Below are 21418 nucleotides of genomic sequence, written 5' to 3' on the forward strand. Positions count from 1 at the left end.
CGGGCGCAGTCGTGACGGCACCCGAGTGACTACAATCCTGTAGACGGTCTACTGAACTGTAGACGATACCGGGGTGAGGATCGTTCCCATGACCAGCGCGAAGGACGAACGCCGACCGGCGGGTGAGCTCGAGGCCTCCGTCATGGCCGCCCTCTGGGCCGCCGGCGCACCGCTGACTCCGGGCCGCGTCCAGACGGAGCTCGGCTCGGGGCTGGCCCGTACGACGGTGACGACGATCCTGTCGAGGCTGCACGAGAAGGGGATCGTCGGCCGGGAGCGGCAGGGCCGCGGCTTCGCCTACTTCCCCGTCCAGGACCCGCACGGCCTCACGGCCCGCCGCATGCACACCGAGCTCGACCGGGACGAGGACCGGGAGACGGCGCTGGCCCGGTTCGTCGCCCAGCTCAGCCCCGACGACGAGCGCCTCCTGCGTGATCTTCTGGAATCGGGTGAGCAACTAGAATCGGGTGAGTAATGACCACTTCGCTGATCATTCCGCTGCTCATCCCGCTTCTGCTGCCCTTCGCGCTGCCGGGGCTGGCCCGCCGCTGCCTCGACCGCCTCGCGCCGGTCGCCGCGCTGTGGGCACTGACCCTCACGGTCCTCGTGCTGGCCGGCGCCTCCGTGGCCGCGCTCGGTGCGCTGCTCCTCACCGGCCTGCTCAAGCTGCCGGTCCTGGCGGGCCTGGGTGACCTCGTCCACCCCCTGCGCACCCCGTCGAACCTGATCGTCCTGCCCCTGGCGGCGGCGGCCACCGGCCTCCTCACCGTCGGCGCCGCGACTCTCGTGCGCTCCGCCCTGCGCCAGTTGCGCGCCTTCCGCACCGCCCGCAGTCAGGCCGATCGCCGGCCCGCCGCGGGCGACCTGTGCGTGATCGAATCTCCCCACCCGGACGCGTACGCGCTGCCGGGCCGTCCGCACCGCATCGTCGTCACCACCGCGATGCTCCGCAGCCTCCGCCCCGAGGAGCGCGAGGTGCTCTTCGCCCACGAGCGGGCCCACAACGCGGGCAACCACCACCGCTTCCTCGTCGCGGCCGAGATCGCCGCGCACTGCCATCCCGGGCTGCGCGCGGTCCGCGACAGCATCGCGCTCGCCGCCGAGCGCGCCGCGGACGAGGCCGCCGCCACGGCGGTGGGGGATCGGCGGCTGACCGCGCGCGCCATCGCCCGCGCCGCCCTCGCCACCACGGCCGTCCGCTCCACCCGCCCCGACTTCGCCGCCGCCGCGACCACCGGACCCGTACCGCAGCGGGTCGCGGCCCTTCTCGCGACTCCCGGGCGCCGCTCCCGCGCCGCCTCCTGGATCGCCCTCCTCCTCGTCGCCTGCGCGACCGTCTCGGCCTCCGCGGCGGCGACCGGCGTCCTCGCCTTCCATCACGAGGTGGAGATCGCCCAGGGCGAGGAGACCCGCTGACCCTTCCGGGCCGGGTTGCCGGGTCAAGGCCGTGACGCCCATCTGTCTCCCTGCGGAATCTTCATTTACGCTCAGTGAGAGGAATGTTCTCCTGAGTGGAGAGTCCGTCCTGCCCGCGTGTCACGACCACCGGATCGGCGGCAAGGGAGCCCCCATGGAAGAGACCGGCGAATTGCGGGCCGCCCGCGCCGTGCGCCGGGCCGTGCTCGGCAACCCCGGAACCGGAGCCTGATGGTGATGGTGATGGCGATGACGGCGGCGCTGGGCCGGATGGACGAGTTCCGTGTGCACGCGAGCAGTTCACCGCGCACCGGCGTCACCGACGAGGAGATCGACGAGCTGCTGTTCCAGATCTCCGCCTACTGCGGCGTTCTCGCCGCAGTCGCGGCCCGGCGCGGCGTCAAGGCCGTACGGGCGGAGCGTGAGGGAGCGTGACGGCCGGGGAAGCACCGGTGACGGTCGGCTTCGTGGGCCTCGGCACCATGGGCGGGGCCCTGGCGGCGAACGTGCTCGGGGCCGGCCTCGACCTGGTGGCCCACGACGCCGCGGGCCCGCGGCGCACCCCACCGGGTGCCGTCCACGCCACCGACGTGGCCCAGGTCGCCCGCCGGCGAGGCGATCGCCTTCGGCCGGTCGGTGGGTCTCGACATGGCGACCATGGTGGAGGTGCTGGACGGGGCCGGCGGGCGCAGCGCCGCGACGAACGACAAGTTCCCGAACCATGTCCTCACCGGCCGCTACGCCGCCGGATTCACCAACACGCTCATGACCAAGGACGTACAGCTCTACCTGCGTGCCGTCGAGGAAGAGGACCGGCCGTCACCGATCGGGGCGGCCACCGGCGCCCTGTGGGAGAGCTTCGCCGCGAAGGAACCCGGCGCCGACTTCACCCGCGTCTTCCCCCACGTCGAAGGAGCCTGACCCCGGTCCTCGTGAACCCGGCGGCGTACAGCGGCCGCATCTGCCGCGTGGCCGTCGGCCGGGACGCCGGCGCTACTCGGACGCGTCGCTGAGGCCGAGCCGCAGATGCTCCACGTGGTAGACCGCCTGGTCGAGGAGTTCGGCGACATGGTGGTCGTGCAGCGCGTAGACCACCGACCGGCCGCGGCGCTCGCCGACGACCAGGCCCAGGTTGCGCAGCAGCCGCAACTGGTGCGAGCAGGCGGACTGTTCCATGCCCACCTCGCCGGCCAGCTCCGTCGCCGGCAGCGGCCCTTCGCGCAGCCGCGCGAGGATCAGCAGCCGTGAAGGAGTGGACAGGGCCTGGAGCGTGGTGGCCACCTTCGCGACATTCGCCGCGTCCAGACGCACGCGCGTGGTGACGTTCCGAGCGGCGGCGTCCTGCGCGGTGGTGACGGCTCCATGACCCATGGGCGTACCTTACTCATCGCAGATGAAGATATGAATGAGTCTTCATGTGTTCCTGTATGGTGCCAGGGTGTCCTCCACTCTTGACTCGCCGCCCGTCCCCGCCCCGCTGCTCTCCGCCATCGCCACCGCCGGCCGGCACGGCGTCCTGGTCAAGTCCGCGCTCGCCATGGAACGCCTCGGCGAGATCGACACGGCCGCCCTCGACAAGACCGGCACGTTGACGGAGGGCGCGCCCGAGGTGACGGCCGTACGTCCGGCGACCGGATCGGGGCTGGACGAGGACGCCCTGCTGGCGCTGGCGGCCGCCGCCGAGCACCCCAGCGAACACCCGCTCAGGCACGGGCACGGGCATGGGCGCGGACACGGACGTCGAAGGCGGCACGGTCGTCCTCGTCGAACGTGACGGCGCTCCCGTCGGCACGCTCGTCCTGGCCGACCGCCCGCGCGCCGACTCCGCCGAGACGGCCGCGGGGCTCACCGCCCTGACGGGCACCTCACCCGTGCTCCTCACCGGAGACAACCCGCGCGCCGCCGCCCAGGTGGCCACCGCCACCGGCATCACGGACGTACGCGCCTCCCTGCTGCCCGAGGGCAAGGTCACGGCCGTACGGGAACTGCAACGCGAGGGCCGCAAGGTCCTGTTCGTCGGCGACGGCGTCAACGACGCGCCCGCCCTGGCCGCCGCCCACTCGGGGGTCGCCATGGGCCGGGCGGGTTCCGACCTGGCGCTGGAGGCGGCGGACGCCGTCGTCGTCCGTGACGAGCCGGCGGCGATCCCCGCGGTCGTACGGTTGTCCCGCGCGGCCCGCCGCCTGGTGGTCCAGAATCTCCTCGTCGCGGGCACGTTCATCACGGTCCTCGTCCTGTGGGACCTGCTCGGACACCTCCCGCTGCCGCTCGGCGTCGCGGGCCACGAGGGCTCCACCGTGCTGGTCGGGCTGAACGGACTGCGGCTGCTGCGAGAGTCCGCATGGCGTCTGCGGGAGTCCGCATGGCAGCGGCCGGATGGAGGCCGACCTCGGTCGCTGTGAGGTTGATGTCGGATTCTCGCCAGCCCCGGCCCCGCGGGTGCCCGATGCTTGAGGCATGCGGAACGGGATGCACACCGACATGGAGCGCTGTGTGCGCGCTGTCCAGTCGAAGGACGCGCGCTTCGACGGATGGTTCTTCACAGCGGTCCTGACCACGCGGATCTACTGCCGGCCGAGCTGCCCGGTGGTGCCGCCGAAACCCGAGAACATGACGTTCTACCCGAGTGCGGCGGCCTGCCAGCAGGCCGGGTTCCGGGCCTGCAAGCGCTGCCGTCCGGACACCAGCCCCGGCTCGCCCGAGTGGAACCAGCGAGCCGACCTCGTCGCCCGTGCGATGCGCCTGATCGGCGACGGGGTCGTGGACCGCGAGGGAATCCCGGGCCTGGCGGGCCGGCTCGGCTACAGCATCCGCCAGGTCGAGAGGCAGCTGCTGACCGAACTGGGCGCGGGACCGCTCGCGCTCGCCCGGGCGCAGCGCGCCCAGACCGCCCGGCTGCTCATCGAGACCACCGCGCTCCCGATGGCGGAGATCGCCTTCGGGGCCGGGTTCTCCTCCATCCGCACCTTCAACGACACCGTGCGCGAGGTCTTCGCCCTCGCCCCGAGCGAGCTGCGCGACCGGGTGCCTAAGAAACGCCCCCCGGCCACACCGGGCGTCCTGAGCCTGCGGCTCCCCTTCCGCGCCCCGCTCAACCCCGACAACCTCTTCGGTCACCTCGCGGCGACCGCCGTACCCGGTGTCGAGGAGTGGCGCGACGGCGCCTACCGGCGCACCCTGCGCCTGCCCTACGGCCACGGGATCGTCGGGCTCACCCCGCACGTCGACCACATCGCCTGCCGCCTCACCCTCAGTGACCTGCGCGACCTGCCCGTCGCGATCAGCCGCTGCCGCCGCATGCTCGACCTGGACGCCGACCCGGTCGCCGTCGACGACCAGCTGCGGACGGATCCCGTGCTGGCGCCCCTGGTGGCGAAGGCCCCGGGCCGCCGGGTGCCGCGCACGGTCGACGAGGCCGAGTTCGCCGTACGGGCCGTCCTGGGCCAGCAGGTCTCCACCGCCGCCGCCCGTACCCACGCGGCCCGCCTGGTCACCGCGCACGGCGAACCCGTCGAGGACCCCGAGGGCGGCCTCACCCACCTCTTCCCCTCCCCTCAGGCGCTCGCGGCCCTGGACCCGTCGTCGCTCGCCATGCCGAGCACCCGCCGCACCACCTTCACCACGCTCGTACGCCAACTCGCCGACGGCTCACTCCACTTGGGAGTGGAGAGCGACTGGGCCGAGGCCCGCGCCCGCCTCCTCGCCCTCCCCGGCTTCGGCCCCTGGACGGTCGACGTCATTGGCATGCGCGCCCTCGGCGACCCCGACGCCTTCCTCCCCACCGACCTCGGAATCCGGCGCGCGGCCCAGGAACTGGGCCTGCCGTCGACCCCCGCCGCCCTCACGGCGCGCGCGGCGGCGTGGCGCCCGTGGCGGGCGTACGCGGTCCAGTACCTGTGGGCGACGGACAGCCACCCCATCAACTTCCTCCCCGTATAAGCGACTTCAAGCAAACGCACATGCTTCAAGCGACTCGAAGGTACGAACTGTGAAACAGCACACGGTCATCGACAGCCCGTACGGCCCCCTCACCCTCGTCGCCGACGACGGCGTCCTGTGCGGCCTCTACATGGTCGGCCAACGCCACCGCCCGCCGGAGGAGACCTTCGGCGAACGCGACGACATGCCCTTCGGCGAGGTCGCCGACCAGCTGAAGGCCTATTTCGAGGGTGAGTTGAAGGAGTTCACCCTCGAACTGCGGATGTCCGGCACCCCGTTCCAGCGCAGCGTCTGGGAGCAGCTGCGCCGGATCCCCTACGGCGAGACCCGCTCGTACGGCGAACTGGCCGAAGCCCTGGGCAACGCGGGCGCCTCCCGCGCGGTCGGCCTCGCCAACGGCAAGAACCCCATCGGCGTCATCGTGCCCTGCCACCGCGTGGTCGGCGCGAACGGAAGCCTCACCGGATACGGCGGCGGCCTGGACCGCAAGCAGCGCCTGCTGGACTTCGAGAGCGGTACGGCTCTCTTCTAGCTCTCTTCTGGTGCAATCCGTCCACGTTCTGCGTGATCACCTGCCACGACCGCCGCCGGATCTCCGGATCCCCCTGTAGAGGCGTGGCGGTCGGATAGTCCGCCACGCCTTTTCACGTTCGTGATGGCGCTGGACGGCTTAGGGCCTGTCCGGCGGATCAGGTCGGAGGAAAGTAGCGGCGCCTCACCCGCGTCTCCGGCATGATCCGCCGGACAGGCCCTAACCGCCCATCACCCATCGGATCACTGCGATCACACCCAACAGCACGGCGGGGCCCACCCACCACCACCCCATGATCCGGCGCACCGACGGCAGCAGCCACAGCACTGCCGCCGCACCGGCAGCCCCGATGGTGAGGACGCACGAGAGTGTGATGCCGGCGTACGCGTCGTCGTCCCAGGGCCCGGACGGACGGATGGTCAGTGCCGTCCAGCAGAAGTACGCGGCGACAAGGGTGAGCAGGATCAGTGGAACGGCGAGGACCAGGCGCAGGCAGCCGCGGTCGTTGTCCACGTGGGAAGGGCTGGTCATCAGCGCAGTGCGTTCCTTGCCTCGTCCAGATTGTTCGTAAAGCCACGTCCGTAGGCCTGGGCGTCGTCGGTCCGCCAGTACGGGCCACCGTTGTAACGCGCGGCGAGTTCCTGATACTGGGCCGGCGTCATCTCCTCCGCAGGCACGTTGGCGAACTCGCTCTCCGCCTTGAGTTGGGCCAGGTACTCCGAGGCGATGAAGATGTTCTGCGCAGGGTCCTGGAGAGAATCCTCCACCATGCCGCGTTGCTGGTCGGTGAGGTGGTCGGGGTCGTAGCCGAGGACCTCGGCGCCGCGGCGCACCTGGATGGCAATGGGCCCCATGGACGTGTTGTCGGGATCGCCGCCCAGACGCCAGGGGAGGGTCTCGGGGGCGATCGGACTGAGTGGGGAGTCGGCCTGCTCGCGGATGGTGTCGGTGATGTCGTCCAGGATGCCGGGCTGTCCGCCGATCTCCTGCCAGGCGATACCGGCGACCATGTCCGGTGGGAGCCCCGAGTTCCGTGCCGCCGCCTTGATGATGTCCTTGTTCGCCGCGATCCAGTCGGCGCGCTCCTGGGCGTTGGAGGGCGGACTCCAGTAACTGTCCTTCGCTCCTGGGAGGTTGGCGACCTGGAGGCGGATGTCGCGCAGGGTCGGGGAGAGGATGTCGTTCCCAGCGATGGGGTAGTAGTCCTGCTTGGGGCCGCTGCCGGGCAGATGGGTCAGCGGGTTCGTGCCCGCCTCGGCAGCCTCTCGCCGCAAGTCCGCGATCGCCGAGACGATGTCGACGCGTTGAATGAAGCCCATGCGGAAGTCGGGCAGCAGGTCGTACGCCTGCTTGAGCTGGTGGACGCAGAGCTCCCGTGCCTCGTGTTCCGTGGTCTTCGCCAGATGGAAATCGCCGCCGGCGGCGTCGTGCAGCCGGTTCGCGTCGTCGCGGATGTCGTCGACATCCATGGTGAGTTCGGCGAAGAAGTCCATGACGCCGGTGGTGGACCGCATGTCCTCCCACTGGCGCATCGGCTCCGCTTCCTGGGCCTCACGGGTGATCGCCGTGCCCTTGGTGTGGATCAGGCTTGCGAGGGCCTGCTCGTTCGCCTTGCCGTTGGAGTAGTGCGCCTTGGCGACCTCCAGCGCGAACGCGTAGTCCCTCAGGGAGCTGGCGGCCTTGTCATAGCCTTCGGCGAGCTGCGTGAGCAGTTTGCGCGCCTCGGTGAGCCGGGCTTCGTAGTGCTGGCTGCCTTCGCTCTTCCAGTGGGTGTGCTTCTCGGCTCGCTCGGCGGACGGGTCGACCGCCACGAGCATGTCGTGCAGGCGCTTGAACTCGTCCGCGTTCCGCTCGACGAGGGGCGGATTGCAGCCCTCCAGATATTCGACGTCCTTGCGGTGGCAGATCCCGCCGCTCATCGTGCCCCCGGAGCGACGTACTGGCCGTAGCGCAAAACGTCGTCGAGGAAGCGCAGTGCCGTGTCGTCGTCGATCTTCACGAAGTCGCTGCCGACTGTTCGCAGGCGGGTGGAGAGTGCCGCGAAGAGAGCGACCGCGTCCAGGTACTGGTCATCCGCGAATCCGGCGAACCGGGCCACCTGCTTGGCCACGTCCTCGTGTGTTCGAGGCTCCCGGGCCATGGTGGTGAGTTCGGCGTCAGGCCGGCCCTCCTGGAGGAAGCCCGCTATTTCGATCAGCAGATTCGCGTTGCCGTTGATCGAGTCGGTCTTGGCCACCAGACTCCCGGCGACCGGTGCGCCGGTGCCTCCGCTCGCGTCGGCCGGAAGCTGGTCGATCTGCGTGCCCGTCGACCTGCGCGCCAGGGCGTCGGCCTTCAACTGGGCCCACTCCTCATCGAAAGACAACTCGTTTCCCCTCCAGCTCGTTGCCTCGAACACCTAGTCGATCATGCCATTGGGAGGGGCTTTACCCAAACCTCGTCACTTCTTTGCGAAGTGACGGCACGTCGCTCCGCTCTGACGTGCCGTATGCGGGCGAGGTCGATCATTGCTGCCGCTTCTGCCGCTTCTGCCGGTGCGCGGGATACGTTGACGGAGGGGGAGCGCTGGTGTTGTGGAAAAAAAATAGGCAGTGGCTGGCGAGCGGGCTCTTGATCAGTTACTGATCTGGACTTCATGAGGTGCCGTGCGTAATAGCCGATCCCAACAGCGCTAGTAGGCGCTCTCTGCGCTCAGTTGCTGCAGCAGTTCGGGCAGGGAGGTGCCGATGGGTTGGCGGATCACTTCGTCGGCACGTTCGTCGTACGGTGTCGGCTCGGCGTTGACGATGACCAGTCGGGCGCCGTTGTCGGCGGCGACGCCGGCGAGCCCGGCGGCGGGCTGGACCTGCAGGCTGGTGCCGACCGCGATGAACACGGTGCAGGCCTTGGTGATCGCGAGGGCCTCGCCGAGGACCACCGGGTCGAGGCGCTCGCCGAACATCACGGTTGCCGACTTCAAGATGCCGCCACACTCCAGGCAGGGCGGATCGTCTTCGCCGGCTTCGACGCGGGCGATGGCGTCCTCCATGGGCCCGCGGGCTTGGCACTTGGTGCACACGAACTTCCGTGCGGTGCCGTGCAGTTCGAGGACCTTGCGGGTGGGCAGTCCGGCGAGCTGGTGCAGCCCGTCCACGTTCTGCGTGATCACCCGCACCGGCACCCCGGCCCGCTCCAGCTCAGCCACGGCGCGGTGCGCGGCATTGGGCTCCGCCTTAAGCGTGCGGTTCCTCCGCCGCATCTGCCAGGCCTGGCACCTGATCTCGGGATCGCCCATGTAGTACTCGTAGGTCACGAGCTTCTCGGCCTCGGGATCCCGCCGCCACAGCCCGTTCGGACCGCGATAATCGGGGATTCCGGAATCGGTGGAGATCCCTGCTCCACTGAGGATGGCGACGAGTGGCCTGTTCATGGGCCGAGAGTAGGACGCTTGCCTGCTAGGAGCGAGCGGATATCAGGGGGGTGGCCCGCGCCGGTTGGCTGTGCTCGTCGGCTGAGATCCACGTTCCGCCCACAGTGGCTGCCCAACTGGCCGTCGAAGGGCGAGCGACTCACAGGCGCACTCCCGGGACGTCAGCTTGCCCGCCGCTCGGGAGGACCGTTTCCCGACTGCGCGAAAGCGGCCAGGATGACGTGGATCAAGCGCTCGTCTTATCGGAGGCGGCCACCGATCGTACGCATGGACGTGGGGGTGCCGGTCGGGGTCAGGGGAAGATCGGGCGGGGGCCCAACAGGAGGGCGGCGAGGCGCAGGTACGCCTTGTAGGCCTCGGGGGTCAGCCAGGAGAGTTCGACCGTGCTGCCCATGGTGAGGTGGCCGTCGCGGGGGACCATGACGACGCCTCGGCAGCGGGAGCTCAGGCCGCGGATACTGGCGGCGTCGAGCGTCCAGCCGGCCGCGGGGCGGCTGTGGTTGAGGACGACGACGGCCTCGCGGACCAGGTCCGGCAGATCGAGGGTGACCAGACGGTCCATGGCCTGCTGAGCCTGGGTCAGACCGGCGGGGTCGGCCCGCGAGACGATGACCACGCGGTCGGCCGCCCTGAGCACCGTGGGCATGAACTTGTCGGAGTCGACCAGGGTGAGGTCGAAGTACTCCTGGGTGGTGCGGGCCACCCGGTGGAAGTCGTAGTCCGTGAACTGGCCGACCGACGCGATGCGGGAGACGGAGTCGTTGGCGAGCACCTGGAGCCCCGACCGGTGCGGGGACAGGAACAGCTGGAGATCCTCGAAGTGCCGCACCTCGCGCAGCGACTCGGCCAGGTCGGACAGGCTGGCCAGGGTGTTGCGGAAGACCCGCCCGCCGATCCGGACCTGGCTGCCCGTGTGGCGGTCGGCGTCGATGGCGAGCACCCGCTCCTGCCGCTGGTCGGCCAGTACGGCCCCCAGCACCATCGTGGTCGTGGTGCAGCCGACCCCGTCCTTGACGCCCACGAGCGCGATCCGCAAGGGCTCCGGCAAGGGGGTCCGGATGGTGCGCATCCACTCCTCGTGGTCGTCCTCCTCGTCGACCGCCGTCTCCGGGTCGACGGCGGGGCTGTCGTCGTCCCCACCGGAGCCGCTCTCCACGTCCTCCCACTCCACCCCGCCCGGCAGCAGCGCCCCGAAGGCGTCCGCCACCTCGCGGGCGGTCGGCCGCCCGGCGGGCTCGGGCTCGACACAGCGCAGCAGCAACTCCGCGATCGTCTCGTCGAGTTGCGCGAGCTCCGGACTCCTGCGCAACGCGTCGTTCTCGTACCAGCGCCACGGCCGGCCCGTCGCGGCCTGCAACAGGATCGAACCGAGGGCGTACACGTCGCCCGCCGTGATCCGGGACTCGCCCCAGTACGTCACCTCGGGCGCCCGGTAGGGGGAGTTGGCCGGCGTGGACGGTGTCGACGCGCTCCACGCGCCGTCGATGCGCGCCGACGTCCAGCCGATGAGGTGCAGCGTCGACTCCGTGACCAGCACGGTGCCCGGGGTCAGCGCGCTGTGCACGATGCCCTTGTGGTGGCAGCGGGTCAGCGCCCGCGCCAGGTTCCAGCCCAGCCAGGTGAACAGCGGGGTCCCGGGCAGCGCCCCGGCCGCGTCGAGCACGGCACGCAGCGTGGGCGCGGGCAGTCCATTGCTCAGCGTGTCCAGACGCAGCGCCAGCCACGGCGTGGGGCCCTCCAGATCGCTGCGGACCACGGCGGGCGCGTACATCCCGTCCATGCGGCGCAGCGCCCGGCGTTCCACGTCGAGCAACTCCTGCGCCACGGGCGAGTCGAAGGAGTACGACACCCGTAGCAGTACCCGCTGCCCGTCCTCGTCCTCCCCGATGTACGCGGTGGGCTTGCCGCCCGTGCCGTCGCGTTGCAGCAGCGTGTACGGGCCCAGGGTGTGCAGGTCCTGCAGCCGCAGCGGCAGCCACGACGGAGCCGCGTCCAGGCCCGACGGCAGCCGCACCTCCTCGTACTCGGTGGTGCGCGGCGGCGTCGGCGCCATCGGTTTGGCACCCAGGTGGGTGAGGAGACGGTCCTCCAGCCAGGCGAACGGCCGGGTCCCGGGCAGGAGTTCACCTGTCCCGGAGGGATGGGCGAGCCATGCGGGGAAGTCGGGGGAGCGGCCCACCAGGGTGCGCAGCCGCGCGGTGACCGCCCGGGTGGTGCGCAGCAGATCGATCGGGGACGCGGTGTCGAGCAGGATCTCCTGGGCCTCGCCGGCGAAACCGAACCGGCGGTGCTGGGCCGGCAGCCGCTCGTCGACCGGCTCCACCTGGCGCATCAGACCGCCGAGGAACACCTCGGCCAGATGCGCGGTGTCGGCCCGCCACGGCACGGCCGCCTGCACCAGCCGCATCACGGGCACCGTGAGCGGGGACACCGCCGCGAGATGAGCGGCCAGCCGGTAGGCCCCCGGCGACGCGGCGTCCCGGAACCTGAGCACGGCGTCCGCCGCGCCACCGCCCCGGGTGTCGGCCCCGGCCCGTGGCGCCTTCGCCTGCAGCGGCGCCAGTAGCGGCAGCTCCGCGCTGCCGCCCGGCGAGGCCACCAGCCGCGCCCACGCGGCGACCGCCGGGGGATACGGCTCCAGTACGGGGACGGGAACCCCGGGGAACTCGTCACCGAGCCCCGGCGGCAGCAGCGGGTCGGCCACCTCCCAGGTGTCGTTCGCCGCGCCGCGCCGCCGGGTCGTCACCCGCCACGGCTCCGAGCGGATGCCCGACCCGTCCCACATGTGGGAGGGCAGTGCGTGCATGATCGCCGTCGGCCCCTGGTGCGCCCAGCGTTCCAGGGCCGCGTGCAGTCGCCCGTCCCGCCAGCAGGCGCCGACGCCGTCGCTGATCACCAGCACCAGCGTGCCGCCCGAGGGGTCGGCGACCGACGCGGGGGAGAGCAGCGGGGCGTGCGGGTCGAAGGGGCGGGAACGCAGCAGCGGCGCCCCCGCCGACCGGGTGTCCAGGCCGTGCACACGGATGTCGCGGAAGGCGCCCAGCCGTTCCAGCAGGGCGCGCAGTTCCATCGCCAGCCGCCGCCACAGCAGCATCGAGATGCCGTCGTCGATGAGGAGGGTGAGGTCGAGCCAGCGTTGCCGGGCGGGGCGGGTCACCACGTCGGGCAGGCCGGTCTCGGCCATGGCAGCCGCGGTGGCCTCCTCGTCGAACTCCCGCTTCAAGGGCCCGGGTTGGGGCTGTTTCAGCAGGCGGAGCGCACGGCTGAGGCGCAGCTCGTCCGACCCGAGCGCCTTCTCCTCGGGGACCCGTACGGGCAGCGCCCCCTCACCGGGCGCGCCGCGCAGCCCCGGCGCGGCGAGGTCCGCGAACTCGGGCGCGCTGCGCGCCGCCGCAGCCGCGTGCAGCGCGCCCAACAGCTGGGCGGGAGGCGGTGGTTGGGACGGCGTGGCGGACGCGGGGGAGTCGGGCCCCGCCGGGGCGGGCCCGGCCGTGGAGCGCTCGGCGTCTCCCGCGCCGGCGCCCGGCGGCGGTCCGGCCTCCGCGGCCAGCGCGCTCGCGAGCGGCGCCGCGGCTCCCGGGGGAAGCCGCGTCGCCAGCCACAGGGTGTCGAGCAGTTCATGGATCGACAGCTCGTGCCCGGCCAGCCGGCCGAGTTTGCTCAACGGGGGCAGGATCGGCGAGGCACCCGGAACGTCCGGGCCGCCTGGCCCGCCGTCGGTGTCACGCGGATCGCTCCCGTCGCCCCCGCGCACGCTAGACCATCCCGCCCAGGCGGTGGAGTACGGCGTCCAGCAGCCCTTCGGCGTCCAGATCGACTCCGCCCTTGCGCAGGAACACGGCGTTGAGCAGCTGGTCGGTGGCGAGTTCGCCCGGGGCCCGGCGGTTGAGGAAGGCGTGCAGCAGGTCGTCCACGTCGGACAGCGCGTCCTCACCGAGGTGCGCGGCGACGATGTCCCGCAGCCGGGCCTCGTCCGGGTCCGGCAGATCCAGCCGTACGCAGCGGCGCATGAAGGCCGGCGGGAAGTCCCGTTCGCCGTTGCTGGTGATCACCACGACGGGGAACTCCCGGCAGCGCACCACCCCGCGCGTCACGGTGACCCGCTCGCCGCCCGAGCCATGGGTCAGCACCGGCACCTCGGACTGGGTCTCCGGCAGCCGGGACAGCTCGGGAATCTCGAACTCGCCCTCCTCGAACACGGTCAGCAGATCGTTCGGGAGGTCGACGTCGCCCTTGTCGAGCTCGTCCACGAGCAGCAGCCGCGGCCGGTCGCGCGGCACCAGCGCGGTACCGAGCGGCCCGAGCCGCACATAGGTGCCGATGTCGGGCTCGGGGTCCCCGCGCTCCTGGCGCAGATGCGTCTCGCGCAGCCTGCCGATCGCGTCGTAGCCGTACAGGGCGTCCTTGAGGACGGAGCGGCTGTTGACGGGCCATTGGAGCACCGGTCCGAGGGACAGCTCGTGCGCGATGGCGTGCGCCAGCGAGGACTTGCCGGTGCCCGGGTGCCCGGTGACGAGCAGCGGCCGGCGCAGATGGAGGGCGGCGCTGACCACGTCCGCCTCCGTGCGCCCGATCAGATACGGACGGTGCCGTGTGCGGCCGCCCGATCCGTCGCCGAACTGCCGCCAGGGCGGCGCCTCGGGGAACTCCACCTGACGGGCCACGCGGTCCCCGCGGAACAGCCGCCACCCGTCCTGCGTCTGCTGGGTCATCCTGTCCGCTCCGTTCCTTGCGAGGGGTCGGCGAGCTGGAGTTCGTCGGGCAGCGGCAGCTCGATGTCCTCCCACACCAGGGCGGGACGCGCGGGCACCGCCCGGTCCGCGTAGGCGCGGACCCTGAAGTGCCGTACGCGCTCCGGGAGTCCGTCCATGGGACCGTGGGGTGCCAGGGCGTCGAGCGGGGCGCAGTCGTCCGGACCGGGGGCGGCCCGGTCCCAGAGCACGACCGGCACCCCCATCACCAGGCACACGGGCAGCAACTCGCCGCGGTGCTCGGTGCTTCCGTGCACAAGGACGCGCGCGGTGTCCCGATGGGTTGTCTTCAGCAGCCCGATGAGTCCCGCCCGGCCGCCGATCCTGTGGTCCGCGAGGAGGGTGTCGCTCTGGTGACGGGCGTTCCAGCGCCGCTTGAGATCGGCGGGTCCGGTGCGCGAGCGCCGCCGGATCTTCGGGCAGCGCAGCACGAGGTGGAAGTCCTCACCGAGCCGCGCGGAGATGTACTCCTCGGCGCCCGCCCCGTCCCACTCGTCGAGCGCGAGCTCCAGTGCGTCCGGCGGCACCGACACGGCGACCAGCGCGACCCCGTCCCCGGCACCCTCCGCGCCCCCGGCCACCTCCCGGATCAGCCGGGCGATCTCCCGTCCGGTGCGCGGCCGGTCGGACTCCGAGGCGGCGCGCGCCGGGGTGCCGTCGGGGCGCAGCCGCCACACCGAGCAGCGGTAGTGGCCGGCCGGATCCTTGGCGTACCGGTCCAGCTCCACCAGGACCCGCACACCGGCCGGCGCGGACCGCCGGGACCAGCGGTCCGCATCCCCGCGCCGCTCCTGCAGCGCCGAGGAGTGAATGCCCAGGCGGGCGGCGACCCGGGCGCTCCACTCCCGCAGCGCCTGCCGGGCCAGATCGCCGGACGTCTCCGCCGCCACGTACTCGACGACCCGCAGCAGCGCGGGCAGCCGGGGCGACTCGTCGGGCACGGGCGACCCGTCCCCGTACCAGCCCTCCAGTTCATGGACGACCGCGGGCACGGCGGACGGCGCCAGGCGGGCCGCCTGCAGCGAACGCGGCAGGTCCACGTAGGGCAGCGCGGCGGTCGCGGCGCGCGGCAGCAGGCCCGGATCGTGCTCGGTGAGGTGCTCCAACTTGACCACCAGTGCCCGGTGTTCGGCCACCGACAGCAGCCGCGCGGCCTCCGTCAGCCGGCCCAGGGCGAGCAGCCGGTCGAGCTCGGCCCGGCCGCGCGGATCGTCCGCCACCTTGGGCGCGAGCGACTCGGCGAGCGTGGGCAGCGCCCGCTCCGTGCCGCTGAGCAGATGGGCGAGCTCCTCCACGGTCGGCGCGCTCCCGTCGCCCGGGGCCCGCAGCGCGAGCTGGGCGGCGAGCACGGTGGCGTGGTCGGCGCGCGCCCGCGGGTCGCCCAGCAGGCTGTGCAGCGGACCGACCATCATGTCGCGCACCGACTCGGCCTCGGCGAGGGTCGCGGCCGACCGCTCCCGGCTGCCGTTCACCTGCTCGGGTGCCACCCCGACCCGGGCCAGCTCCCGCAGGACCGACTGCCAGCCGAGTCCCCAGCTGCGCCGCAGCGTGTGCTGGGCCGAGAACGCCCCGTCGGGTGCGGTGATCCGCCCTACGACCAGGCCGACGGCCGCCCGGTCGGTCACCGACCAGAGGGGGCCGCCGCTGTAGCCCTCGTCCACCGCAGCGCCCGACAACTGCCCGTCGAGGTAACAGATCCGGCCGTCGTACGCCCCCACCCGCGCGTCGGCGTACGAGAACGGCTGCCCGCCGCCGTACCAGGCCCGCACCTGCTGGCCGCGCTCCATCTCCAGCCAGCGCACCGGGCTCACTGGCGGGGGCGGCGCCTCCTCGAGTTCGAGGACGGCCAGATCGCCGTCCCACTCCAGGGAGCCGTCGGCGACCGGGCCGTACTGCGGGGACCGCGGCGGTATCCAGGCGACCAGCCGGGCCTGGTGCAGATCCGCGGCGGACAGCACCGGGAAGGACACGTCGAGGGTGACCTTCCCCGGGTTGTGCGGGCTGAGGCCGCGCAGCCCGAGCGCCAGGTTGATGACATGCGCGCAGGTCAGCAGCCTGCGGCCGGAGAGGTAGACACCCGCCCCCGCGGTTCTGCCGCGATCGCTGGACAGGACGCGCACCAGCGCGCCGCGGGCGTCGCCGGACGACGGATCGTCCGGCGATCCGAACCAGGTCACGGTTCCGTCCGGCGAGGCAGCTGCCAGGTCGCCGAAATGGTCATGCTGGCCTGGCCGTTGGCCCCGACGATGCCGATCTTCAGGTCCTGTCCGATCTGGATGCCGAAGTCGACGGAGATCTCGTGCGGCGGATCGGGTATCCCGCGGATCGCGTCGTGCACCTGCTGCAGTACGGGCCCCAGCGGGCTCAGCACACTGCGCAGACCGTCCGTCGCCAGCGACGCGACCCGCGCGCCACGTCCGACCGGGACCACCCCGGAAATGCCGCCCGGCAGATCGGCGTCGACGGCCGGGGCCGCCGACGCCTCCCCCGCGGCCGCGAGTTCGAGCCGGACGTGGGCCCCGTCGTCGAGGGCGAACTCCATGTAGTCGTAGTGCGGCACACGGGCATTGTGCCGATCAATGCCCCGAGAAGGTAGTGAAGTTGACGAATTCGCCGTAGCCGATGGGCGGCTAGCCCACTCGGTGGCCGTTCTCCAGCTCCGCGGTTCCGCCGCCCTCCGTCAGCACGTCCAGCGCGGCGAGGACCCGGCGGCCGAGTGCGCCCGGCAGATACTCGGCCAGCTCCTCCCGTGGCACCAGCCGCCACGACAGCAGTTCCTCCTCCTGCAGCCGGATCGCCTTGAGTTCCCGCTCGCCGAGGACTCCGCCGTCGTACAGGTAGGCGACCAGCGGGGGCCGCGCCGACCCGTGCACCCAGTCGACCGCGAGCAGCGGGCCGAGTTCGATGTCGAGCCCGATCTCCTCGGCGGTCTCGCGGCGTGCACCCTGGCGCGGGGTCTCCCCGTCGTCCGACTCGACGGTGCCACCCGGAAGGGCCCAGCCCTCACGGTAGTTCGGCTCGACGAGCAGCACCCGGCCGCCACCGTCGCGGAAGAGTGCGGCGGCACCGGCGAGGACACGGGGGAGGCCCGCGATGTACGTGGCGAAGTCTGGAGTGGTCATCCCTGAAGCCTACGGACGAGACTTCGAGGTCGCCGACGACGCCCTGGACGTCGGCGGCCCCGACATCCGTCGGACAGGGCCTGCCTAGGACAGGTCCTGGGCCTCGGGAGCGGCACCGGAACCGTCCTGGGCCTCGCCCTCCGTCTCCGTCAGCGCGAGCGTCCGCGTGGCCAGCTCACTGATCCGTACGCCGTCGAAGCCGAACACCGCACTGCGTACGGTGTCCTCCAGCGGGTCCTTCCACTGCGCGGGAATGGCCTCGGCCCCGCACAGGACCCCGGCCACCGAGCCCGCCGTCGCGCCGTTCGAGTCGGTGTCCAGGCCGCCGCGGACGGTCAGTGTGATGGTCCGGGTGAAGTCGCCGTCGCCGTACAGCAGCCCGGCCGTGAGGACGGCGGCGTTCGGGATCGTGTGGATCCAGCCGAGCCCGGCGGTCTCCTCGGACACCGTGGTGAGCGTGTCCTCCCAGGTCATCCGGGTCTCGTGGAGCGTGAGCACCCGGCGTACGGTGCGGGCGAGGCGGCTGCTCGCGGGGATGACGGTCAGTGCGGTGTCCAACGCGTGGCGGACCGTGGGGGCGGTGAACGCGGCCGAGACGAGCGCCGCCGCCCACATCGCCCCGTACACGCCGTTGCCGGTGTGGGACAGCACGGCGTCCCGACGGGCGAGGGAGGCCGCCCGGCGCGGCGCACCCGGGCTGGTCCAGCCGTAGACGTCGGCGCGGATCAGGGCGCCGATCCACTCCTGGTAGGGATTGTCGTACGTCGCCGTCAGCGGCGGTTTGATGCCGTTGGCGAGGTTGCGGTACGCGGCCCGCTCCGCCGTGAACGTCTGCAGATACGGCAGCCGCAGCAGCCACAGGTCGCCGACCTGCTCGGTGCTGAAACCGAAGCCGTGCGTCTCCAGCAGGTGCAGGCCCAGGATCGCGTAGTCGACGTCGTCGTCACGGCAGCTGCCGTGGATGCGGCCGCGCACGCATTGCCGCCACTCGGGCCGCAGCTCGAACTCGCCGGCGTCACCGTCGGTGGCGGGCTCGGGAAGATAGTCGGTGAGCGGCAGGGCGGCGGCCTGTCGCAGATAGCGGTCGATACGGTCCCGCGTCCAGTGGTCGCCCTGCTCGACCGGTTTGCCGAGCATGTTGCCCGCGATCCGGCCCAGCCAGCCCCCGAGAACGCGGTCCGCGAGTTCGGTGCCCACAGGGGTCATAGCTCCGGTTTACCCAATTCCGGGCATGAGCGTGCGGTGTTCCACGGTCCGGTCGGAGCATGACGGCGGGGGCGTCCGCCGGTTAAGGTCGCAGCGGCGCGACTGCCTTGACGTGTGCGAGGCCGGAAAGCAAGGGGAATGCAAGGTGGCGGACTCTGCTGTGAAGACGACACGTGCGGGCACCGGGCGTGTTCCGCGGGTGCTGATCGCCGCGGACAAGTTCAAGGGGTCGCTGACCGCCGTGCAGGTCGCGGAGCGCGTCATGGCCGGGCTGCGCCGTGTCGTGCCGGGCGTCGAGGTCGAGGCGCTGCCTGTGGCCGACGGCGGCGACGGGACCGTGGACGCGGCGGTCGCGGCCGGGTTCGAACGGCGGGAGGTGCGGGTCGCCGGCCCGCTGGGCGACGAGCTCACCGCCGCCTTCGCGCTGCGTGGCGACACCGCGGTGGTCGAGATGGCGGAGGCGAGCGGACTGCAGCGGCTGCCCGCCGGAGTGTTCGCACCGCTGACGTCGTCCACGTACGGGTCCGGGGAGCTCCTGCGGGCCGCGCTGGACGCCGGGGCCCGGACGATCGTGTTCGGCGTGGGCGGGAGCGCGACGACGGACGGCGGGGCGGGGATGCTGTCCGCGCTCGGGGCGCGGTTCGTGGACGCGGAGGGGGAGCCGGTGGCTCCCGGCGGCGCGGCGCTGAGTGACGTGGCGACCGCGGACCTGTCCGGCCTGGACCCCCGTCTGGCCTCCGTGGACTTCGTCCTCGCCAGCGACGTGGACAACCCGCTCACCGGGCCGAAGGGCGCGCCCGCCGTGTACGGCCCCCAGAAGGGGGCGAGCCCCGACGACGTGGAGATCCTGGACGCGGCCCTCGGGCACTTCGCCGCGGTTCTGGAGAAGTCGATCGGGTCCAGGGCCACGGAGTACGCCGCGGCGCCGGGGGCGGGGGCCGCGGGCGGCATCGGCTACGGTGCGCTGGTCCTGGGGGCCCGGTTCCGTCCCGGTATCGAGGTGATGCTCGACGTCCTCGGCTTCGCGCCCGCGCTGGAGAGGGCCACCCTGGTGATCACCGGTGAGGGGTCCCTCGACGAACAGACACTCCACGGCAAGGCTCCGGCGGGGGTGGCCGCGGCCGCCCGTGCCGCGGGCAAGGAGGTCGTCGCGGTGTGCGGGCGCCTGGCACTGCGCCCGGAGGCGCTCGGCAGGGCCGGCATCCGGCGCGCGTACCCCCTCACGGAGGTCGAGCCCGACATCGCGCGGTGCATCTCCGACGCGGGGCCGATCCTGGAGACGGTGGCCCAGAACATCGCCCGTGACTTCCTGACCTGACCCGACCCGACCCGACCCGACCCGACCTGTCCTGCCCTGTCCTGGGTACGACCCGTCCTGGGTACGACCCGTCCTGGGTACGACCGGACCCGACCCGTCCTGGAGTACGACGAAGGGGCCCGAACCGGTAGTCCGGTTCGGGCCCCTTCGGGCGTGTACGAGGAAAAGCTACGGCAGCTGCGCCGCGCGCGCCTCACGCCGGTTGTCGCGGAAGTTGTTCACCCGCCGAGCCGTCGCGAACAGCGGAATCACCGCACCCATGACGAGCTGCAGCGCACAGCCGGTCTGGAGCAGGAGCTGACCGCTGGGGGCGTCGAAGGCCCACGCCGCCAGCAGACCCATGGACAGGACGATCCAGGAGAGCATCGCCACCGCGAGGCGCCCCCGCGGCTTCGGGTACTCCACCCGGCTCACCATCAGCCACGCCGTGCCCAGGATCGCCATCAGCGTCGCAGCGAAGGGAAGCTCCAGGAGCACGATGGAGACCACCGTCAGCGCTCCGAACGGCGACGGCATGCCCTGGAACGTGCCGTCCTTCACCGTGACACAGGAGAAGCGGGCGAGGCGGAGGACGACCGCGAGCAACACCACGATCGCGCCGAGCGCCGCCACTCTCTGGTGCGCGTCGTCCGCGACCATGCCGTAGACCAGGACGAAGTACGCGGGCGCCAGACCGAAGCTGATCAGGTCCGACAGGTTGTCCAGTTCCGCGCCCATGGGGGAGGAGCGCAGCTTGCGGGCGACGAGGCCGTCGAAGAGGTCGAAGACCGCGGCGCAGAGCATCAGGATGACGGCCGTGGCGGCGCTGTGGCGCCCCATGCCCGACTCCTGGCTGCCGGTGAGGTGCGGGATCAGAATGCCCGTGGTGGTGAAGTACACCGCCATGAAGCCGCACGTGGCGTTGCCGAGGGTGAGGGTGTCCGCTATTGAGAGGCGGAGAGAGAGGGGCATTTCCTCCTCGTCGTCCACCTCGTCGGCCTCCGGCACCCAGCCGGCCTGAGTCTCAGGATCAATCACGGTCAATTCGAGTCACCCCAGCCACGGTCTTCTGACCGACTTCCACATCGACCTCGACACCCTCGGGGAGGTAGATGTCGACGCGCGAGCCGAAGCGGATGAGACCGATCCGGTCGCCCTGCTCGACCTTCGTACCCTGCGGGATATAAGGAACGATACGGCGGGCGACCGCGCCGGCGATCTGGATCATCTCGATGTCACCGAGTTCGGTGTCGAAATGCCAGACGACGCGTTCGTTGTTCTCGCTCTCCTTGTTGAACGCCGGAACGAACCCACCGGGGATGTGCTCGACCGAGGTCACCGTGCCGGAGAGCGGCGCGCGATTGACGTGGACGTTCAGAGGGCTCATGAAGATCGCGACGCGGGTGCGTCCGTCCTTCCACGGCATGATGCTCTGCACCACACCGTCGGCGGGCGAGATGACCCGGCCCGGGGCGATCTCGCGCTCGGGGTCGCGGAAGAACCACAGCATGCCCGCCGCGAGCGCGGTGGCGGGTACGGCCACGGCTTTGGCGGCGCCGGAGCGGCGCGCCTTGACCAGGCTGAGTGCTGCGGTGGCAACGGTCGGGAGAAGCCACGGCGATGCTCCGCGCGCGAGGCGGACCCGGCCGCGAGGTGCAGAGGTTTGGCTGTGGGGCATGGATGACCTTCGTAGCGGATGATGCCGCGCTGGAACGGGGGACGGCGGCTTTCCCGGGATCGTACCGG

The 21418-nt window shown here is 71.9% G+C and carries 20 protein-coding genes and 2 pseudogenes; 9 read left to right on the plus strand and 13 right to left on the minus strand.

Annotated features, from left to right (window positions below; all coding sequences use genetic code 11):
* Positions 1-88 precede the first annotated feature (88 nt).
* The 5 genes and pseudogenes from ACFZDJ_RS23130 (at position 89) to ACFZDJ_RS23150 (ending at position 2337) form a co-directional block, all read left to right on the plus strand.
* On the plus strand, positions 89-475 hold the full coding sequence (locus tag ACFZDJ_RS23130; RefSeq protein WP_168513017.1) for a BlaI/MecI/CopY family transcriptional regulator: 387 nt from the start codon (positions 89-91) through the stop codon (positions 473-475).
* A complete protein-coding gene (locus ACFZDJ_RS23135; protein WP_390929835.1) occupies positions 475-1416 on the plus strand; it encodes a M48 family metalloprotease in 942 nt (313 codons plus the stop codon). The genes ACFZDJ_RS23130 and ACFZDJ_RS23135 overlap by 1 nt, the downstream gene beginning before the upstream one ends.
* Before the next feature lie 231 nt (positions 1417-1647).
* On the plus strand, positions 1648-1851 hold the full coding sequence (locus ACFZDJ_RS23140; protein WP_391061082.1) for a carboxymuconolactone decarboxylase family protein: 204 nt from the start codon (positions 1648-1650) through the stop codon (positions 1849-1851).
* A 32-nt stretch (positions 1852-1883) separates the two neighbouring features.
* Positions 1884-1949: pseudogene (locus ACFZDJ_RS23145) on the plus strand (hypothetical protein); the annotation flags it as partial.
* Positions 1950-1986: 37 nt separating this feature from the next.
* Positions 1987-2337 (plus strand): NAD-binding protein, encoded by a 351-nt coding sequence (locus ACFZDJ_RS23150; protein WP_391061084.1) that lies wholly within the window; start codon positions 1987-1989, stop codon positions 2335-2337.
* A gap of 72 nt (positions 2338-2409) precedes the next feature.
* Here ACFZDJ_RS23150 and ACFZDJ_RS23155 read toward each other — a convergent pair whose 3' ends face one another.
* The gene (locus ACFZDJ_RS23155; protein ID WP_390929831.1) at positions 2410-2787 is read right to left on the minus strand and encodes a metalloregulator ArsR/SmtB family transcription factor; all 378 of its coding nucleotides are present in this window, start codon (positions 2785-2787) and stop codon (positions 2410-2412) included.
* A gap of 103 nt (positions 2788-2890) precedes the next feature.
* On the opposite strand from ACFZDJ_RS23155, the pseudogene ACFZDJ_RS23160 reads away from it, so the two are divergent.
* The 3 genes and pseudogenes from ACFZDJ_RS23160 to ACFZDJ_RS23170 form a co-directional block, all read left to right on the plus strand.
* A pseudogene (locus ACFZDJ_RS23160) lies at positions 2891-3818 on the plus strand (HAD-IC family P-type ATPase); the annotation flags it as partial.
* Between the two features lie 55 nt (positions 3819-3873).
* A complete protein-coding gene (locus ACFZDJ_RS23165) occupies positions 3874-5355 on the plus strand; it encodes an AlkA N-terminal domain-containing protein (protein ID WP_391061086.1) in 1482 nt (493 codons plus the stop codon).
* 49 nt (positions 5356-5404) lie between these two features.
* Positions 5405-5887, plus strand: a complete 483-nt coding sequence (locus tag ACFZDJ_RS23170) for a methylated-DNA--[protein]-cysteine S-methyltransferase (RefSeq protein ID WP_391061088.1) — start codon at positions 5405-5407, stop codon at positions 5885-5887.
* A gap of 219 nt (positions 5888-6106) precedes the next feature.
* On the opposite strand, the gene ACFZDJ_RS23175 is transcribed toward ACFZDJ_RS23170, so the two are convergent.
* From ACFZDJ_RS23175 to ACFZDJ_RS23220, 10 genes are all read right to left on the minus strand, one after another.
* Positions 6107-6418, minus strand: a complete 312-nt coding sequence (locus tag ACFZDJ_RS23175) for a hypothetical protein (RefSeq protein WP_390929827.1) — start codon at positions 6416-6418, stop codon at positions 6107-6109.
* Positions 6418-7806 (minus strand): hypothetical protein, encoded by a 1389-nt coding sequence (locus ACFZDJ_RS23180; protein WP_391061090.1) that lies wholly within the window; start codon positions 7804-7806, stop codon positions 6418-6420. The genes ACFZDJ_RS23175 and ACFZDJ_RS23180 overlap by 1 nt, the downstream gene beginning before the upstream one ends.
* Entirely contained in the window at positions 7803-8252 is a 450-nt protein-coding gene (locus tag ACFZDJ_RS23185; protein WP_391061092.1) for a hypothetical protein, read from the minus strand. The genes ACFZDJ_RS23180 and ACFZDJ_RS23185 overlap by 4 nt, the downstream gene beginning before the upstream one ends.
* Positions 8253-8558: 306 nt before the next feature.
* Positions 8559-9296 (minus strand): Sir2 family NAD-dependent protein deacetylase, encoded by a 738-nt coding sequence (locus tag ACFZDJ_RS23190; protein ID WP_391061094.1) that lies wholly within the window; start codon positions 9294-9296, stop codon positions 8559-8561.
* 292 nt (positions 9297-9588) lie between these two features.
* Positions 9589-12960: an SAV_2336 N-terminal domain-related protein gene (locus ACFZDJ_RS23195; RefSeq protein WP_391061096.1), complete on the minus strand. Its 3372-nt coding sequence runs from the start codon at positions 12958-12960 to the stop codon at positions 9589-9591.
* Between the two features lie 91 nt (positions 12961-13051).
* On the minus strand, positions 13052-14008 hold the full coding sequence (locus tag ACFZDJ_RS23200; RefSeq protein WP_391061098.1) for an AAA family ATPase: 957 nt from the start codon (positions 14006-14008) through the stop codon (positions 13052-13054).
* Positions 14005-16224 (minus strand): trypsin-like peptidase domain-containing protein, encoded by a 2220-nt coding sequence (locus ACFZDJ_RS23205; protein ID WP_391061100.1) that lies wholly within the window; start codon positions 16222-16224, stop codon positions 14005-14007. Before ACFZDJ_RS23205 ends, ACFZDJ_RS23200 begins: the two co-directional genes overlap by 4 nt.
* Entirely contained in the window at positions 16221-16607 is a 387-nt protein-coding gene (locus ACFZDJ_RS23210; protein ID WP_060901035.1) for a CU044_2847 family protein, read from the minus strand. Before ACFZDJ_RS23210 ends, ACFZDJ_RS23205 begins: the two co-directional genes overlap by 4 nt.
* Before the next feature lie 70 nt (positions 16608-16677).
* The gene (locus ACFZDJ_RS23215) at positions 16678-17169 is read right to left on the minus strand and encodes an NUDIX domain-containing protein (protein ID WP_391061102.1); all 492 of its coding nucleotides are present in this window, start codon (positions 17167-17169) and stop codon (positions 16678-16680) included.
* Positions 17170-17253: 84 nt separating this feature from the next.
* The gene (locus tag ACFZDJ_RS23220) at positions 17254-18375 is read right to left on the minus strand and encodes an ADP-ribosylglycohydrolase family protein (RefSeq protein WP_391061104.1); all 1122 of its coding nucleotides are present in this window, start codon (positions 18373-18375) and stop codon (positions 17254-17256) included.
* Between the two features lie 199 nt (positions 18376-18574).
* Here ACFZDJ_RS23220 and ACFZDJ_RS23225 point away from each other — a divergent pair, with 199 nt between their 5' ends.
* The gene (locus ACFZDJ_RS23225) at positions 18575-19693 is read left to right on the plus strand and encodes a glycerate kinase (protein WP_168501408.1); all 1119 of its coding nucleotides are present in this window, start codon (positions 18575-18577) and stop codon (positions 19691-19693) included.
* Between the two features lie 168 nt (positions 19694-19861).
* Here the strand turns inward: ACFZDJ_RS23225 and pssA are convergent, their stop codons facing one another.
* A complete protein-coding gene (gene pssA, locus ACFZDJ_RS23230) occupies positions 19862-20680 on the minus strand; it encodes a CDP-diacylglycerol--serine O-phosphatidyltransferase (protein WP_101401789.1) in 819 nt (272 codons plus the stop codon).
* A 22-nt stretch (positions 20681-20702) separates the two neighbouring features.
* Complete coding sequence (locus ACFZDJ_RS23235; RefSeq protein ID WP_079064788.1) at positions 20703-21350, minus strand: phosphatidylserine decarboxylase; 648 nt, start codon at positions 21348-21350, stop codon at positions 20703-20705.
* Positions 21351-21418: the final 68 nt, after the last annotated feature.

The organism is Streptomyces sp. NPDC007896 (genome assembly GCF_042959425.1).
In the GTDB taxonomy this organism is placed as follows: domain Bacteria; phylum Actinomycetota; class Actinomycetes; order Streptomycetales; family Streptomycetaceae; genus Streptomyces.

Bases quoted from the DNA above. Each gene is read 5' to 3' on its own strand.
- ACFZDJ_RS23235 (WP_079064788.1), bottom strand. From the start codon at position 21,350: ATGCCCCACAGCCAAACCTCTGCACCTCGCGGCCGGGTCCGCCTCGCG.
- ACFZDJ_RS23175 (WP_390929827.1), bottom strand. From the start codon at position 6,418: ATGACCAGCCCTTCCCACGTGGACAACGACCGCGGCTGCCTGCGCCTG.
- ACFZDJ_RS23140 (WP_391061082.1), top strand. From the start codon at position 1,648: ATGGTGATGGTGATGGCGATGACGGCGGCGCTGGGCCGGATGGACGAG.
- ACFZDJ_RS23180 (WP_391061090.1), bottom strand. From the start codon at position 7,806: ATGAGCGGCGGGATCTGCCACCGCAAGGACGTCGAATATCTGGAGGGC.
- ACFZDJ_RS23135 (WP_390929835.1), top strand. From the start codon at position 475: ATGACCACTTCGCTGATCATTCCGCTGCTCATCCCGCTTCTGCTGCCC.
- ACFZDJ_RS23220 (WP_391061104.1), bottom strand. From the start codon at position 18,375: ATGACCCCTGTGGGCACCGAACTCGCGGACCGCGTTCTCGGGGGCTGG.
- ACFZDJ_RS23215 (WP_391061102.1), bottom strand. From the start codon at position 17,169: ATGACCACTCCAGACTTCGCCACGTACATCGCGGGCCTCCCCCGTGTC.
- ACFZDJ_RS23130 (WP_168513017.1), top strand. From the start codon at position 89: ATGACCAGCGCGAAGGACGAACGCCGACCGGCGGGTGAGCTCGAGGCC.
- ACFZDJ_RS23200 (WP_391061098.1), bottom strand. From the start codon at position 14,008: ATGACCCAGCAGACGCAGGACGGGTGGCGGCTGTTCCGCGGGGACCGC.
- ACFZDJ_RS23155 (WP_390929831.1), bottom strand. From the start codon at position 2,787: ATGGGTCATGGAGCCGTCACCACCGCGCAGGACGCCGCCGCTCGGAAC.
- ACFZDJ_RS23190 (WP_391061094.1), bottom strand. From the start codon at position 9,296: ATGAACAGGCCACTCGTCGCCATCCTCAGTGGAGCAGGGATCTCCACC.
- ACFZDJ_RS23165 (WP_391061086.1), top strand. From the start codon at position 3,874: ATGCGGAACGGGATGCACACCGACATGGAGCGCTGTGTGCGCGCTGTC.